The 14,219-nt window shown below is 71.7% G+C and carries 12 protein-coding genes; 2 read left to right on the forward strand and 10 right to left on the reverse strand.

Annotated features, from left to right (window positions below; translation table 11 throughout):
• Positions 1 to 34 precede the first annotated feature (34 nt).
• Complete coding sequence (uvrA, locus tag CXR44_RS16655; RefSeq protein WP_101787011.1) at positions 35 to 2,875, reverse strand: excinuclease ABC subunit UvrA; 2,841 nt, start codon at positions 2,873 to 2,875, stop codon at positions 35 to 37.
• A gap of 217 nt (positions 2,876 to 3,092) precedes the next feature.
• Here uvrA and CXR44_RS16660 point away from each other — a divergent pair, with 217 nt between their 5' ends.
• Together CXR44_RS16660 and CXR44_RS16665 are read left to right on the forward strand one after the other, a co-directional pair.
• Positions 3,093 to 3,875 (forward strand): maleylpyruvate isomerase family mycothiol-dependent enzyme, encoded by a 783-nt coding sequence (locus CXR44_RS16660; RefSeq protein ID WP_101786929.1) that lies wholly within the window; start codon positions 3,093 to 3,095, stop codon positions 3,873 to 3,875.
• On the forward strand, positions 3,872 to 4,528 hold the full coding sequence (locus tag CXR44_RS16665; RefSeq protein WP_101786930.1) for an MBL fold metallo-hydrolase: 657 nt from the start codon (positions 3,872 to 3,874) through the stop codon (positions 4,526 to 4,528). The genes CXR44_RS16660 and CXR44_RS16665 overlap by 4 nt, the downstream gene beginning before the upstream one ends.
• A 209-nt stretch (positions 4,529 to 4,737) precedes the next feature.
• On the opposite strand, the gene CXR44_RS16670 is transcribed toward CXR44_RS16665, so the two are convergent.
• The 9 genes from CXR44_RS16670 to steA all read right to left on the reverse strand — a co-directional run bounded on the left by CXR44_RS16670 (position 4,738) and on the right by steA (position 14,096).
• Positions 4,738 to 5,010: a hypothetical protein gene (locus CXR44_RS16670; protein ID WP_101786931.1), complete on the reverse strand. Its 273-nt coding sequence runs from the start codon at positions 5,008 to 5,010 to the stop codon at positions 4,738 to 4,740.
• Positions 5,011 to 5,044: 34 nt separating this feature from the next.
• Entirely contained in the window at positions 5,045 to 5,869 is an 825-nt protein-coding gene (gene pssA / locus CXR44_RS16675) for a CDP-diacylglycerol--serine O-phosphatidyltransferase (RefSeq protein WP_101786932.1), read from the reverse strand.
• Positions 5,856 to 6,497 (reverse strand): phosphatidylserine decarboxylase, encoded by a 642-nt coding sequence (locus tag CXR44_RS16680; protein ID WP_180903467.1) that lies wholly within the window; start codon positions 6,495 to 6,497, stop codon positions 5,856 to 5,858. The genes pssA and CXR44_RS16680 overlap by 14 nt, the downstream gene beginning before the upstream one ends.
• 106 nt (positions 6,498 to 6,603) lie before the next feature.
• Positions 6,604 to 7,590, reverse strand: coding sequence for a TerC family protein (locus tag CXR44_RS16685; protein WP_101786934.1), 987 nt, complete (start codon positions 7,588 to 7,590; stop codon positions 6,604 to 6,606).
• A gap of 179 nt (positions 7,591 to 7,769) precedes the next feature.
• On the reverse strand, positions 7,770 to 9,032 hold the full coding sequence (locus CXR44_RS16690) for a glycosyltransferase family 4 protein (RefSeq protein ID WP_245899209.1): 1,263 nt from the start codon (positions 9,030 to 9,032) through the stop codon (positions 7,770 to 7,772).
• A 178-nt stretch (positions 9,033 to 9,210) separates the two neighbouring features.
• Positions 9,211 to 10,899 carry a murein biosynthesis integral membrane protein MurJ gene (gene murJ / locus CXR44_RS16695; protein ID WP_245899210.1) on the reverse strand — a complete coding sequence of 563 codons (1,689 nt, stop codon included), beginning with the start codon at positions 10,897 to 10,899 and terminating at the stop codon, positions 9,211 to 9,213.
• A 175-nt stretch (positions 10,900 to 11,074) separates the two neighbouring features.
• Positions 11,075 to 11,926, reverse strand: coding sequence for a hypothetical protein (locus tag CXR44_RS16700; protein ID WP_101786937.1), 852 nt, complete (start codon positions 11,924 to 11,926; stop codon positions 11,075 to 11,077).
• Between the two features lie 2 nt (positions 11,927 to 11,928).
• Complete coding sequence (locus tag CXR44_RS16705) at positions 11,929 to 12,903, reverse strand: copper transporter (protein ID WP_101786938.1); 975 nt, start codon at positions 12,901 to 12,903, stop codon at positions 11,929 to 11,931.
• Entirely contained in the window at positions 12,900 to 14,096 is a 1,197-nt protein-coding gene (steA, locus tag CXR44_RS16710; protein ID WP_101787012.1) for a putative cytokinetic ring protein SteA, read from the reverse strand. Before steA ends, CXR44_RS16705 begins: the two co-directional genes overlap by 4 nt.
• Positions 14,097 to 14,219: the final 123 nt, after the last annotated feature.

The following is a 14,219-nucleotide window of genomic DNA, read 5'->3' on the forward strand; positions in this document are numbered from 1 at the left end:
TGCCTGACGCGTCCCCGCGCCCCTTCCGTGTCGGCTAGAGCTGCAGGATCTTGCGCAGGAAGCGGCCGGTGTGGCTGTCGTCGGCCAGCGCGACCTCCTCGGGAGTGCCCGCGGCGACGAGGGTCCCGCCGCGTGAACCACCCTCGGGCCCCATGTCGATGATCCAGTCGGCGGTCTTGATGACGTCGAGGTTGTGCTCGATGACGATCACGGTGTTGCCGCCGTCGACCAGCCGCCCGAGCACGCCGAGCAGCCGCCGGATGTCCTCGAAGTGCAGACCCGTGGTCGGCTCGTCGAGGACGTAGATGGTGCGGCCGGTCTGGCGCCGCTGCAGTTCGGAGGCGAGCTTGACGCGCTGCGCCTCGCCGCCGGACAGCGTCGTGGCCGGCTGCCCGAGGCGGACGTAGCCGAGGCCCACGTCGTGCAGCGTCTGCAGGTGGCGCTTGATCGCCGGGATCGCGTCGAAGAAGCCGAGCGCCTCCTCGATGGGCATGTCGAGGACCTCGGAGATCGTCTTGCCCTTGTAGTGCACCTCGAGCGTCTCGCGGTTGTAGCGGGCGCCGTGGCACACCTCGCAGGGCACGTAGACGTCCGGCAGGAAGTTCATCTCGATCTTGATCGTGCCGTCGCCCGAGCACGCCTCGCACCGGCCGCCCTTGACGTTGAAGCTGAAGCGTCCCGGCTGGTAGCCGCTGACCTTCGCCTCGGTGGTGGCCGCGAACAGCTTGCGGATGTGGTCGAACACGCCGGTGTAGGTGGCCGGGTTGGAGCGCGGGGTGCGTCCGATCGGCGACTGATCGACGTGCACGACCTTGTCGACCTGGTCCATGCCGTTGATCCGCGAGTGGCGTCCGGGAACCGTGCGGGCGCCGTGCAGCTCCTTGGCGAGGGCGGCGTAGAGGATGTCGTTGACGAGCGTCGACTTGCCCGACCCGGACACGCCGGTGACGGCGGTGAACAGCCCCAGCGGGAAGTCGATGTCGACGCCCTTGAGGTTGTGCTCGCGGGCGCCCTTGACGGTGATCTGCCGCTTGCGGTCGCGCTTGCGCCGCTGGGCGGGGATCTGGATGCTGCGGCGGCCCGACAGGTACTGGCCGGTCAGCGACTCCTCGCTGGTGAGCAGGTCGTTGACGGTGCCGGAGACGACGACCTGGCCGCCGTGCTCGCCCGCGCCGGGCCCGATGTCGACCACCCAGTCGGCGGCGGCGATGGTGTCCTCGTCGTGCTCGACGACGATCAGGGTGTTGCCCATGTCGCGCAGCCTGATGAGGGTGTCGAGCAGGCGCATGTTGTCGCGCTGGTGCAGGCCGATGGACGGCTCGTCGAGGACGTACAGCACGCCCACCAGGCCGGAGCCGATCTGGGTGGCCAGCCTGATGCGCTGGGCCTCGCCGCCGGCGAGCGTCGCGGCGGCCCGGTCCATGGTGAGGTAGTCGAGCCCGACGTCGAGGAGGAAGCCCATGCGGGCGTTGATCTCCTTGACGACCCGCTCGGCGATCTGCATGTCGCGGTCGGACAGCGTGAGCGCGGCCAGGAACGCGGCGCACTCGCCGATCGACATGGACGACACCTCGGCGATGGACCTGCCGGCGACGGTCACGGCCAGCGAGACCGGCTTGAGCCGCGCGCCCTTGCACGCCGGGCACGGGATCTCGCGCATGTAGCCCTCGAACCGCTCGCGGGTCGAGTCGCTCTCGGCCTCGGCGTGCCTGCGCTGCACCCACGGGATGACACCCTCGTAGGTGGTGTAGTAGGCGCGCTGCCTGCCGTAGCGGTTGCTGTAGCGGACGTGGACCTGCTCGTCGTGGCCGTAGAGCAGCGACTTGTGCGCCTTCTTCGGCAGCTTCTCCCAGGCGGTGTCGAGGGTGAAGCCCATGCTGTGGCCGAGCGCCTCGACCAGCCTGACGAAGTATTCGCTGGTGTGGCCGCCCGACCACGGGTGCAGCGCGCCGTCGCGGAGGGTGCGCTCGGGGTCGGGCACGACCAGGTCGGGGTCGACCTCCATCTTGGTGCCGAGACCGGTGCACTCGGGGCAGGCGCCGAACGGGGAGTTGAAGGAGAACGAGCGCGGCTCCAGCTCCTCGAACGACAGGTCGTCGTAGGGGCAGTAGAGGTGCTCGGAATAGAAGCGCTCGCGGCCCGGGTCGCCTTCGGGCAGGTCGACGAACTCCAGGGTGATCGTGCCGCCGGACAGCTGCAGCGCCGTCTCGACCGAGTCGGTGAGCCGGCGCCGCGCCGAGTCCTTGACCGACAGCCGGTCGACGATGACCTCGATGTCGTGCTTCTCGTACTTCTTCAACGTGGGCGGCTCCTCCAGCCGCACCACCGTGCCGTCGACCCTGGCTCGGGCGAAGCCCTTGGTCTGCAGCTCGCGGAACAGCTCGGCGTACTCGCCCTTGCGGCCGCGCACGACGGGGGCGAGCACCTGGAAGCGGGTGCCCTCGTCGAGGTCCATGACCCTGTCGACGATCTGCTGGGGCGACTGCCTGGCGATCGGGCGGGCGCAGACGGGGCAGTGCGGCTTGCCGATGCGCGCCCACAGCAGCCTCAGGTAGTCGTAGACCTCCGTGATCGTGCCGACGGTGGAGCGAGGGTTCTTGCTGGTCGCCTTCTGGTCGATGGACACCGCGGGCGACAGGCCCTCGATGAAGTCGACGTCGGGCTTGTCCATCTGGCCGAGGAACTGGCGGGCGTAGGCCGACAGCGACTCGACGTAGCGCCGCTGGCCCTCGGCGAAGATGGTGTCGAAGGCCAGGCTCGACTTGCCCGAGCCGGACAGCCCGGTGAAGACGATCAGAGCGTCTCGCGGGAGGTCCAGCGAGACGTCCTTGAGGTTGTGTTCGCGTGCACCACGCACGATCAGGCGGTCTGCCACAGCGGTCCCGATGTCGAAGAAGGCGGATAGGTCCACGGGGATGGTAGACGGGGGCCCCGACAATTTCGGCGGGCCGCACTCCGCCCCCGAAAATCCGTCACTCCCAGATTACGGCCTCCCCCCGCACGGGCAGGATGCCTTTGGCCGGTAACCCCATGACCAGCGCTTTCATTCCCCCCATCCAGGGACCCGCCCGCCAGATGGTGAAATATCCAACATGACCGTTGTACTTGTGCTCCAGGAGGAGCTGGCCGCGGCCACCCGTGACCTGCTGGCCACGGCGGCCTCGCTGTCCGACGACGACGTCGCCGCCCCGTCCCGGCTGCCCGGCTGGACGAGGGGCCACGTCCTGGCACATCTCGCCCGGAACGCCGACAGCCTCGTCAACCTCCTCACCTGGGCCAGGACGGGCGTCCCCACCCCGCAGTACGCGAGCCCCGAAGAGCGCGACGCCGGGATCGAGGCCGGCGCCCGCCGCCCCGCGACCGAGCAGCTCGCCGACCTGGAGGCCAGCGCCGCCCGCCTCGACGCCGCCGCCCGGGCCCTGCCCGACGCGGCGTGGAGCGTGCAGGTCGGCGGCCTGCGCCCGCCGACGCATGCCGCCTGGTACGTGCTGGTGAGGCGGCTGCGCGAGGTCGGCATGCACCATGTCGACCTCGCCGCCGGGTACGGCCCGGGCCGCTGGCCGGAGCGGTTCGTCCGCCGGGAGCTGCACGACTGCCTGCGAACCTGGCCGTACGAGCAGAGCACGGTGAGCGGCATCCGGCTGGCGGACGGCACGGAGTGGCGGGACCTCGGCGACGGGCCGGTCGTGGCGGGCGCCGCAGCCGACGTCCTGGCCTGGCTCACGGGAAGATCGGCCGGAGAGGGGATTAGGGTGGTGAAGGAGGGGCGGATGTCCGCCTCTGGGCAGGAGATGCGCGTCCCCGCGGCTCCGCCGTGGCTGACGAAGACCTCTCCCGCCGATCTGCCCGCGACGCCCCCGGAGGACTACCCATGACGTACACAGGCGACGTCCAGGTCGGCGGCCCCGCCGACGTCCGCGAGCTGCCGAAGCTGACGATCTACAAGCTGGCCGTGGGCCCGTACGACAACAACGCCTACCTGCTGCGGTGCGCCGAGACCGGGGACGGCGTGCTCATCGACGCCGCCGCGGAGGCCGACCGGCTGCTGGCGCTGGTGTCCGACGAGCCGATCAGCGCGATCGTCACCACGCACCGCCACGGCGACCACTGGCAGGGGCTGGAGCGGGTGGCCAAGGTGACGGGGGCACAGGTGCTCGCGCATCCGCTCGACGCGCCCGCGCTGCCGGTGCCGGTCGATCGGGAGGTGGAGCACGGCGACAGGATCGCGGTCGGCGTGGTGTCGCTCGAGGTGATCCACCTGCGCGGCCACACCCCTGGCTCGATCGCCCTGCTGTACGACGGCGGGGGCACCGCGCAGCACCTGTTCACCGGCGACTCGCTGTTCCCGGGCGGGGTGGGCAACACCGAGCGCGACCCCGAGCGGTTCGAGCGGCTCTACACCGACGTGGTGGAGCGGCTCTTCGACCGGCTGCCCGACGAGACGTGGGTCTACCCGGGTCACGGCAAGGACACCACGCTGGGCGCCGAGCGCCCCTCGCTGCCGGAGTGGAAGGCCCGCGGCTGGTGAACCCGGCGGGCCGCCGCCCGCCGCATGGGGCGAGGCGCCGTGGTGGGGCACGTGTTCCCGTACGCGGGCACTCCCGTCGCGGCAGCGCCTCCCGTGACGGGCATTCCCGTCGCGGCAGCGCCTCCCGTGAGGGGCACGAGAGGCGCAGGGTCGCCTGACGGGGCACAGGAGGCGCGGTGCCGTACGTCCGGCGTCGTGGGAAGTACGGTTCAGCGGGCGGCGAGGACCTGCGCGATGCGCTGCGCCGCGAGCGCCGGGTCATCGGCCAGGCCGACGACCTCGCCCCACGACCAGCGATAGAACCACCCGTCCGACAGCGGCACGCAGTCGACCGTCTCGGCCAGCATCGCGTTGTCGGGGTCGGTGACCCGCAGCGCCGGCGGATAGGGGCGCAACGTGGTGGCCAGCCCGCGCTCCTCGAGTTCCGCGGCGAGTTTGCCGAGGTAGTAGGTGCGGGTGTGCTCGCGCGGGGTGCCTGCCATGACTCCATCCAACCCGAAGACGGCTGGGCGCCGGTCAGTCGCCGATGATCCGCGCGGCTTCTTTGCGCTGCTCGCGCTTGTAGAACAGGACGCGCAGCGGGATCGCCGCCACGAGCGCGATCTGCATGGTGGCGCCGATCTTGATGGGCAGGTCGCCGCCTTCGGGCCAGGCCACCCAGAAGGTGAGGAACGCCACGTTGACCATGATCCAGCCGAGGACGACGGCCGCGAGCTGCCCCTTCGGCTTGGGGTACTCGATCCGGCTGACCATCAGCCACGCCACGCCCAGCACGGCCAGCAGCGCCGGGATGCTCGGCTCGAACAGCAGCACGATCGAGATGACGGTCATCGCGCCCATGGGGATGGGCAGCCCCATGAAGTCGCCGCTCTTGGTCTTGACGCAGGCGAATCTCGCCAGGCGTACGACGCCGCCGAGGAGGATCGCCGCGGCGGCGGCGAGCACGACAGGGAACGGCACCCCGTCGGTGAAGCCGCCCCAGATCACGATCATGAAGGCCGGCGCGAAGCCGAAGCTGATCACGTCGGCGAGGTTGTCGAGCTCGGCCCCCATCGCCGAGGCGCGGAAGCGCCGCGCGACCAGGCCGTCGAACAGGTCACAGGTGGCGCCGATGAGCAGCAGCACCACAGCGGTGGCGAAGTAGCTCGGTGCCGGCCTGAAGTCGCCGCCGTCCTGCAACGAACGGATCGCCGAGGAGGCCAGGACGCAGACCGCGAGGAAGCCGCAGAGGGCGTTGCCCAGCGAGAGCGAGTCGGCCGCCGAGAGGCGGAAGGCCTTGCCGACCGGACCCCGGGGTTCTTCCTCTTCCGCCTGCCAGCTGCCGGCGTCAGCCGTGGTCAATTCTGGTCACCCCCGCAACCGTCTTCTCGCCCACGGTGACCCGCGGCGAGATGCCTTCGGGAAGGTAGATGTCGACGCGGGAGCCGAACCTGATGAGGCCGATCCGGTCGCCCTGCTCCACCTTGGCCCCGTCGCTCAGGTAGGGCACGATCCTGCGCGCCACCGCACCCGCGATCTGCACCATCTCGATGTCGCCGAGCGCGGTCTCGAAATGCCACACCACGCGTTCGTTCTGGTCACTGTCCTTGTTGAATGCCGGCAGGAAGCCACCCGCCACATGCTGCACGGAGGTGACATTTCCCGCAAGGGGGGCCCGGTTGACGTGGACGTTCAGCGGGCTCATGAAGATCGCGACGCGGGTGCGACCGTCAGGCCAGGGGTCGATGCTCTGCACCACCCCGTCCGCCGGAGACAGGACCCGCCCCTCGCCGATGGTGCGGTCGGGGTCGCGGAAGAACCAGAGCATGCCGCCGGTCAGAGCACTCAGCGGCACCGCCGCGAGCGCCCATCGCCGGTCCCGGCGCGTCAGGAGCGCGGTGGCCGCCGTTGCGGCCACTGTCGGGAGGAGCCACGGGGACACCCCGCGTGCGAGCCGCACGCGGCTCGTCTTAGCAGAATCGTCTGACACGGACAACCTTAGGTGATGACTGGACTGGGCGCTTTGCCGTGTTTCGTTGCGGAATGAGCAACTATGACACGGCGCAACTACACAAGCAAAGCGCCTCGAAAGCCATTTAGCCAGCCCTCGTCGGGGTGCTCTCCTCGCTCTTGCGCGCGTCGACGCGGGCCTTCACCAGGCTGGCCACGGTCGTGATGACCATGGTGCCACCGATGATCGAGAGCGACAGCCAGATGGGTACTTCGGGCGCCCAGGAGACCCCGCTGCCGTGCAAGGCCTCCGATATCAGCTTAACCCCGATGAACCCGAGGATGAACGCCAAACCGTAACTGATGTAGACCAGACGCTGCAGCAGGCCGCCGAGCAGGAAGTAGAGCTGACGCAGTCCCATCAGGGCGAACGCGTTGGCGGTGAACACGATGAACGGGTCGGTGGTGAGGCCGAAGATCGCGGGGATCGAGTCGAGAGCGAACAGCAGGTCGGTGGAGCCGATGGCGATCATCACGATCAGCATCGGAGTGACCATCCGCTTGCCGTCGATCTTCACGGTGATCTTCGAGCCGACGTAGGTCTCGGTGGTGGGGAAGGCCTTGCGCACCCACCTGAGCAGGACGTTCTCGTTGAACTCGTCCTCCTCGCCCTTGACGTGCTGGCGGACGATGTTGACCGCCGTGTAGATGAGGAAGGCGCCGAAGACGTAGAACAGCCAGCTGAACCGCTCGAGCGCGGCGGCGCCGAGCGCGATGAAGATACCCCGCATGACCAGCGCGAGCAGGATGCCGACCAGCAGCACCTTGTGCTGGTAGGCCTTCGGCACCGCGAACCGGCTCATGATGATGAAGAAGATGAACAGGTTGTCGATACTGAGGCTGTATTCGGTGATGTAGCCGGCGAAGAACTCACCCGCCTTGGCCGCTCCCTCGGTGGCCCACAACACCCCACCGAAGATCACCGCCAGGGCGACGTAGAAGGTGACCCAATAGCTGGCCTGCCGCATCGAGAATTCGCGGGCCTCGCCCCGGTCGACGATCCACAGATCGACCGCGAGGACCACCAACAGACCGCCGATCACGGCGAAATAGGCCCAGACAGGTACGCTCACGCCACCCTACCTCCGGCATGCTGAAAAACGAGTGCCGGAGGTCTCTCCCGCCCGCGAGCACGCGGACCGGCAGCCCCGGGGGCCCCGTGGAGCGGGGCTACACCGTGATGACGAGGCTGCCGCGAAGGGATACTCCCCTCCCTTAACGGACGCAGTATACAGAACGTGTAAGGCCCCCCTCACCTTCCGTATGATCTTAGCTTTCCGTAGACGTCCAGCACGTGCGCCACCGCGTCGTCCGCGTCCGGCAGCTCGGCGCCCCGCCGCGCGGCCGCCTCCGCCATCCTCGCCACCGCCTCCGGATCCTCCACCAGCTCCCGTACGGCGGAGCGCAGCGCGCCGGCGTCCCCGTACGGCACCAGCCTCCCGGCCCCGGCCAGGAGATCGGGAATCCCGCCGACGGCGGTCGCGATCACGGGCCGGCCGGCCATGAGCGCCTCGCTGAGGCTGAGCGGCTGGCCTTCCCATCTGCTGGTCCACACCACGACGGTGGCGGCGGCGAGCAGGTCCGGCACGTCGTCCCGCTCGCCGAGCAGCACCACGGGCAGCTCCTCGGCGCCGATCCTGCGCTGCAGCGCCTCCCGCAACGGCCCCTCCCCGGCCACCAGGAACAACGGCCGCCCCCGCACCGGCAGACCCGGTGTGGCCTCGCGGCTGCCCCTCGGCTCCACACCCGTCCCGATGTCCGGCGCACCCCTCGTCTCCGGGGCCGCCCCGGGGGCCTCCTCTCTTCGGGACGCGGGCGGCGGGACGGTCGCCGGCCCTGCCCCGGCCGTCTCCTCGCCGTCGCCGGCCCAGGGGCCCCGCGCCGCGTCGAGGAGGTTCTCCAGACCCTTCTGCTGGGCGAGTCGCGCGAGCGTCAGCACGAGCGGCCGCTCCCCCGCCCCCAGTTCGGCGCGTACCTCGCCGGGCGTGCGCCTGGGGGACCTGAGCCGGGGCGCTGGGACCACGGCGGGGCGCACGTCGCCCGCGCCGAGCCGCTCCATCCGCTCGCCCAGGTCGGGAGAGACGACCAGCACCCGGTCGGCCCGCCGTGCCACGATCCGCTCCAGCACGCCGTACACGAAGCCGACGGCGCCTCCGGCGGTGAGCGCGTTGTGCAGGGTCACCACGAGCGGCGCCCGGCCGCGCGTCCTGGTCCCGCGTCCCACCGCGGCCAGGGCCGCCAGCGCGCCGGCCCGCAGCCCGTGGGCGTGCACGACGTCGGCGTCGCCGGTCAGCCTCCTGACGGCGAGCACGACCTGGACGTCGTTGAGCGGATGCGGCCGGTCGGAGACGGGCACGTGCGCGAACCGGGCGCCGGCGCCGGTGAAGGCGAACCGTTCCTCGACGCTGCGCGGCCCCACGACGAGCACCTGGTGTCCCAGCCGGACGAGCCCCTCGGTGAGCATCCGCACGTGCCGGCCCGTGCCACCGGACGTGGTGCTCAGGACGAATGCCACCCGCACTGCCGTTCTCCCCTCACAGGACTGCGCCACAACCTGTCACGCCCCATCACACCAGCAACCCCTGGACCCGGCCCACACCGCGCCACGGGAACCCACCACCCCTGCTGCACCTGCCACCGGCCACGACCGGCCCGGCGAGCCGATGGACCACCCCACCGGCGAACCCCACATGTCACTCCACTGCCCCGCCGGCCTTCCTACCCCGCGTGAAGCGGCCGGCCACGGCCCGGGCGTCGCCCCGGTCGACGAGGACGACGGCCAGCCCCCCGGCCGCCAGCGCCGCGACGGCGGCCAGCACGGCCGCCCCGGCGTTGGCCAGGACGTCCCGCGCGTCCAGCGCCGCCACCACGGCGGCCCCGGCGAGGTAACCGGCGACCCCGCCGGCGACGGCCGCCGCCACGGCCCGCCCCAGGCCCGCCGCGGCGGACCGGCCCCTGGCCCGCACGACGAAGGCCAGCAGCAGTGCCCCGCCGGCGGTCATCCCGGCGGTCATGCCGAGCGCCATCCCAGCGATCTTCCAGTCGTCGGGCAGCACCAGTACGAACACCGTCTGCCCGGCCATCACCACCGCCCACCCGGCGACGGTGCCGACAGACGCGGCCCGGCCCTGACCGGCCGCGTACAGCACCCGGCTCAGGTGCGCGATCAGCCCGTAGCCGACCAGCCCCGGCGCGAACAGCGCGATCGTGCGCGCCAGCTGATCGGGGGGCACCTGCGTGTCGGGATCGAGGAACACCACGGCTCCCGGCTCGGCGACGGCGGCGAGGACGCCCGCGGCCAGCCCCGACACGAGCACGACGGCCCGCGTGGCGCCGGCCGCCAGCCGGGCGAAGGCGGCCGTGTCTCCGGCCTCCGCCTGCGCCGACAGCCCGGGGAACGCGCTGGTGGCGATAGGGACGGCGAGCACGGCGTAAGGGACGAGGTAGATGGCCCACGCGTAGTTGTAGGCGGCGATGGCGCCGTTGCCGATGGCCTTGTTGGACAGCACGAGCACCACGATCATGGCCGCTTGCTGGGCGAGCAGCGCGGCCACCCCGGCCAGGGCGAGCCGGCGGACCTGCGGGGCGACGCCCGGCGGGAAACGCAGGGTGGGCCGCCAGCGCAGGCCGAGCCCGGCGGCGGGTCCGGCGACCGTGAGGACCAGTGACAGAACGCCGAGGCTGGTGCCTGCCGACAGGGCCAGCTCGGCCGCTCCGGGCACCTGGGCCGGGTCGGTCTCGCCGCCGCTGAGCGGGACGAACACCAGGTAGGCCACGATGACCAGGATGCTGGACACCAGCGGCGCGAGGGCGGGCCCGGCGAAGCGCCGGTGCGCCTGCAGCAGGCCGTACAGCACGACCGCGACGCCGTACAGCGGGATCTGGGGGGCGAAGACGATCAGCATGCGGGTGGCGACGGCGTGCATCGCGTCGGTCTGGCAGCCGGCCACGCCGTCGAGGAAGAACAGCCCCATGACGGGTCCGGCGAGCAGGGCGACCAGCGCGCCGAGCGGCACGAGGACGACGAGCACCCAGGACAGCAGGGCCGAGCCGATCGCCTCGACGCGTTCCCGCGCCTGTGGCGAGCCGCCGGGCGCGGCGGCGTCGGAGGAGGCGTCCGCAGAGGAGGAGGCGGCGGCGCTCGCGGCGGCGGCTCCGGCGAGGACGGGGACGACCATCCCGGACAGCGCGCCTCCGGCGACGACCTCGAAGACGATGTTGGGGATCTGGTTGGCCGTGAAGTAGGCGGTGGCGAGGCAGTCGGTGCCGACGGTCTGGGAGAAGGCGTACTGCTTGGCGAAGCCGGCGACGCGCGCCAGGATCGTGATGGCGCCGATGAGCATCGCGCCGCCGGCGACGCCCCTGGCGAGCCTGGCCGTCACCACGCCCACCTGCCACCGGCCCACCTGCCACCGGCGCGCCCACCGCCGGCCCGACGCCCACCGCTCCGGCGGCGACGCGTCGGCGCAGAGCCGGCCCGCCGTGCCCGTTCCCCGATCACAGGCACATCCTGGCAGGCCGCGCCGACATTCGCGCGCCCCGGAACTGTCGCTGGGATCACACAGGGTCGACCGGGCGGCGGCCGAGCATGTCGAGGTGGTTGAGCACGCGGTTGCCCGCGATGACCTTGGTGAAGCTGATCTTCTCGGAGGCCGCGGTCAGCGCCGCGACGGTGCCGAGCAGAGCGAGCCGGCCGGGCCGGCGGAGCCGGGTCACGGCGGCGAGCCCGAGGAGGGCGCCGAGGGCGTTGGCTCCGGCGTCGCCGAGCATGGCGCGCTCGCCGAGGTCGTCGGGCAGCAGCGCGGCGGCGGCGCCCAGGGGCGCGGCGGCCAGGGCGGCGGCGACCGGCCGCTCGCGCAGCAGCGAGGCGGCCAGCAGCGGACCGCCGGCTAGCAGCCCTGCCTTGATGGCCCGGCCGGGCCGCAGGTCGAAGAGGTTGGCGAGGTTGGCGGCCCCGGCGATGGCCGCGCCGTTGACGAGCGTGTCGGCGGGGCCGTCGGAGACGAGCGCGGCGGCGCCGAGCCCGGTCGCGCCGATGCCGAGGATCTTCACGGCGCCGCTGGTGACCTCGCCGCGGGCCAGCGCGGTCAGGTGGCCCTTGAAGCCCTTGGCGGAGGTGGTGCCGTAGAGGTCGTCGTAGGCGCCGAGCGCGCCGCTGCCGCCGCCGGCCAGCAGCGCCGCCACCCGTACGCGGCCGGGGAGGCCTGGGGTGAGCGCGACGGCGGCAGTGGAGCCGGCGACGAACGCGGGGCCCTCCAGGAGGGTGAGCGGCTCGCCGCGGTGGTTCTTGCGGGTCCAGCGGTCGCCGGGGTCGAGCGGCCTGGCCCGGGTGAGGGCGGCGTAGGCGGCTCGGGCGGCCACGGCGCCGACGGCGGCGCCGGCGAGCGCGGACAACAGGCCACGGGCCATGGTCAGCTCCCTGCCTCGGAGGGTGACGGGGTCGCGGTGGGCGGCGCGGGGGTGAACGCCGAGACGCCGGGGCCGATGCCGTACTGGCCGGCCCGCCCGCTCACCTGCTCACGCAGAGCGTAGACGATCACGACGCGGCCCGCGGGGATATCGGGGGTGTCCACGGTGGAGACGCGCTTGGCGGCGTCGCCGTCGTCGCGCACCGCGGCGACGAGGCCGCCGGCGGCGGCCGCCGTGGCGGCGCTCCCGGTGACCACGGTGCCCTTGCCCTGGGCGTCGAGCGCGGCGGCGAGGGACACCAGGGCCTCGGCCTGGGTCTCGGCGTTGCCGCCGGTGAAAGGCTTCTCGGGGGCGAACAGCACCGCGAGCGTGGCCCGCTTGGCCGGCTCGCCGTCGATGGTCAGCAGGTCACCGGCCTCGAAGCCGTCGAGCACGCCGGGGGTGGCGGCGTTGGCGGTGCCGGCCTGGGCGGCGTCGGTGGTCATGAGGGTGGCGGCGAGCAGGGCGCCCGCCTTGTCGTAGGCGGTGGCGGTGGGCGCGAAGACCATGCCCTCGGGCTTGAGCTGGGTGGCCAGCCCGTCGATCACGCCGGAGCTCTTGGGGTCGAGGAAGCTCTCGGCCAGCACGACCCGCCCGGCGATGGCCGCGCCCGCCTGGAGGAGCACCTGGTGCTGGGCCTCCCGGTAGGCGGTGCTGGCGCCCGGGGTCTCGACGATGAGGACGCGCTCGCCGTTCAGCTCGTCCTTGACCAGCTTCTGCGTCAGGGCGGTGACGAACTCGTTGTTGCCGCCCTCCTTGCTGCGCAGCGCGTCGAGGTCGGCGGTGAGCCCGTCGTTGGCCTTGGCCATCAGCTCGTTGGTCCTCTTGACGGTCTCGATCGCGGGCTCCTGGAGCAGCGTGGTGCCCAGGACGATGCCCACGGCCAGCGCCAGGAAGATCGCGACGATGGAGACGAGGTGATAGCGGAAATCGATCACGAGAAGAGTCCGACCAGCCAGAAGATGAACGCGTTCCAGACGACTTGCAGGCCGTTCAGCCAGCCGCGGCCGATCGGCGACAGGAAGATCGCGACGCCCATGGTGGTGAGGGCGGTGATCGCGAGCAGGAGGAGCTGCGAGGTGGAGATGCGGCTGCGGTAGAGCCGGCTCACGCCCTTGGCGTCGACGAGCTTGCTGCCGACGCGCAGCCGGGTGAGGAAGGTGCTGGCCATGCCGGAGCGCCCCTTGTCGAGGAACTCCTCCAGCGTGCCGTGGGTGCCGACGGCGACGATCAGCTCGGCGCCCTTGTCGTCGGCCAGCAGCATCGCGATGTCCTCGCTGGTGCCGGTGGCGGGGAAGACGACGGCTTCGCGGCCGAGCTGGTGGACGCGTTCGAGGCCTGGCGCCCGGCCGTCGCGGTAGGCGTGCACGACGAGCTCGGCACCGCAGGTGAGGGCCTTGGTGGAGACCGAGTCGAAGTCGCCCACGATCACGTCGGGCAGGTAGCCGGCCTCCAGCAGCGCGTCGGCGCCGCCGTCGACGCCGATGAGCACCGGACGGTATTCGCGGATGTAGGGACGGAGGGTGGCGATGTCCTCCTTGTAGTGGTAGCCGCGCACGACGATGAGGACGTGGCGGCCCTCCATGGGGGTGCGGATCTCGGGGACGCCGACGCCGTCGATGAGCAGCTTGCCCTCACCGCGCACGTACTCCATGGTGTTGACGGCGAACGCCTCGATCTGGACCGCCAGGCCTGCCCTGGCCTCCGCCATGGCCGCCTCGACGGCCTCGATGGTCTGCTCCTCGCCCTTGCCGGCCGGCTCGTCGTCGAGGTAGACGACGCCGTCGTGCAGGCGGACGATGTCACCGTCCTTGACCCGCTCGAACAGCTCCGGGGTGGCGTTGTCGACGAACGGCACGCCGGCCTCCAGAATAATCTGGGGCCCCAGGTTGGGATAGCGGCCGCTGATACCGGCTGCGACGTTCACCACGGCAGCCGCACCGCACGCGACAAGCGCCTCCGCGCTGACCCGGTCGACGTCGACGTGGTCGATAATCGCTATCTCACCGGGCTGGAGGCGTTTGGTCAGCCTCTTCGTCCGCCGATCGATTCTCGCCACTGCCGTGACACCGGGAAGGTCGTCGACCTTCCTCCCGCGGAGGCCCGGCATCCTGCTTCCCGGAACCTTCATCATGAACATCCTGCCAGAGGGAAACAGCTGAGCGGCCACGCATCGCGGGGCGTGTCCGCTATGTCACTCAGCTCATCCGTCCGGCCGGTCACGCCTGCCACTTCCGTCCTCGCCGAGCCCGGC

Origin of the sequence: Nonomuraea indica (genome assembly GCF_002850745.1) — a bacterium.
GTDB classification, from domain to species: Bacteria; Actinomycetota; Actinomycetes; order Streptosporangiales; family Streptosporangiaceae; genus Nonomuraea; species Nonomuraea indica.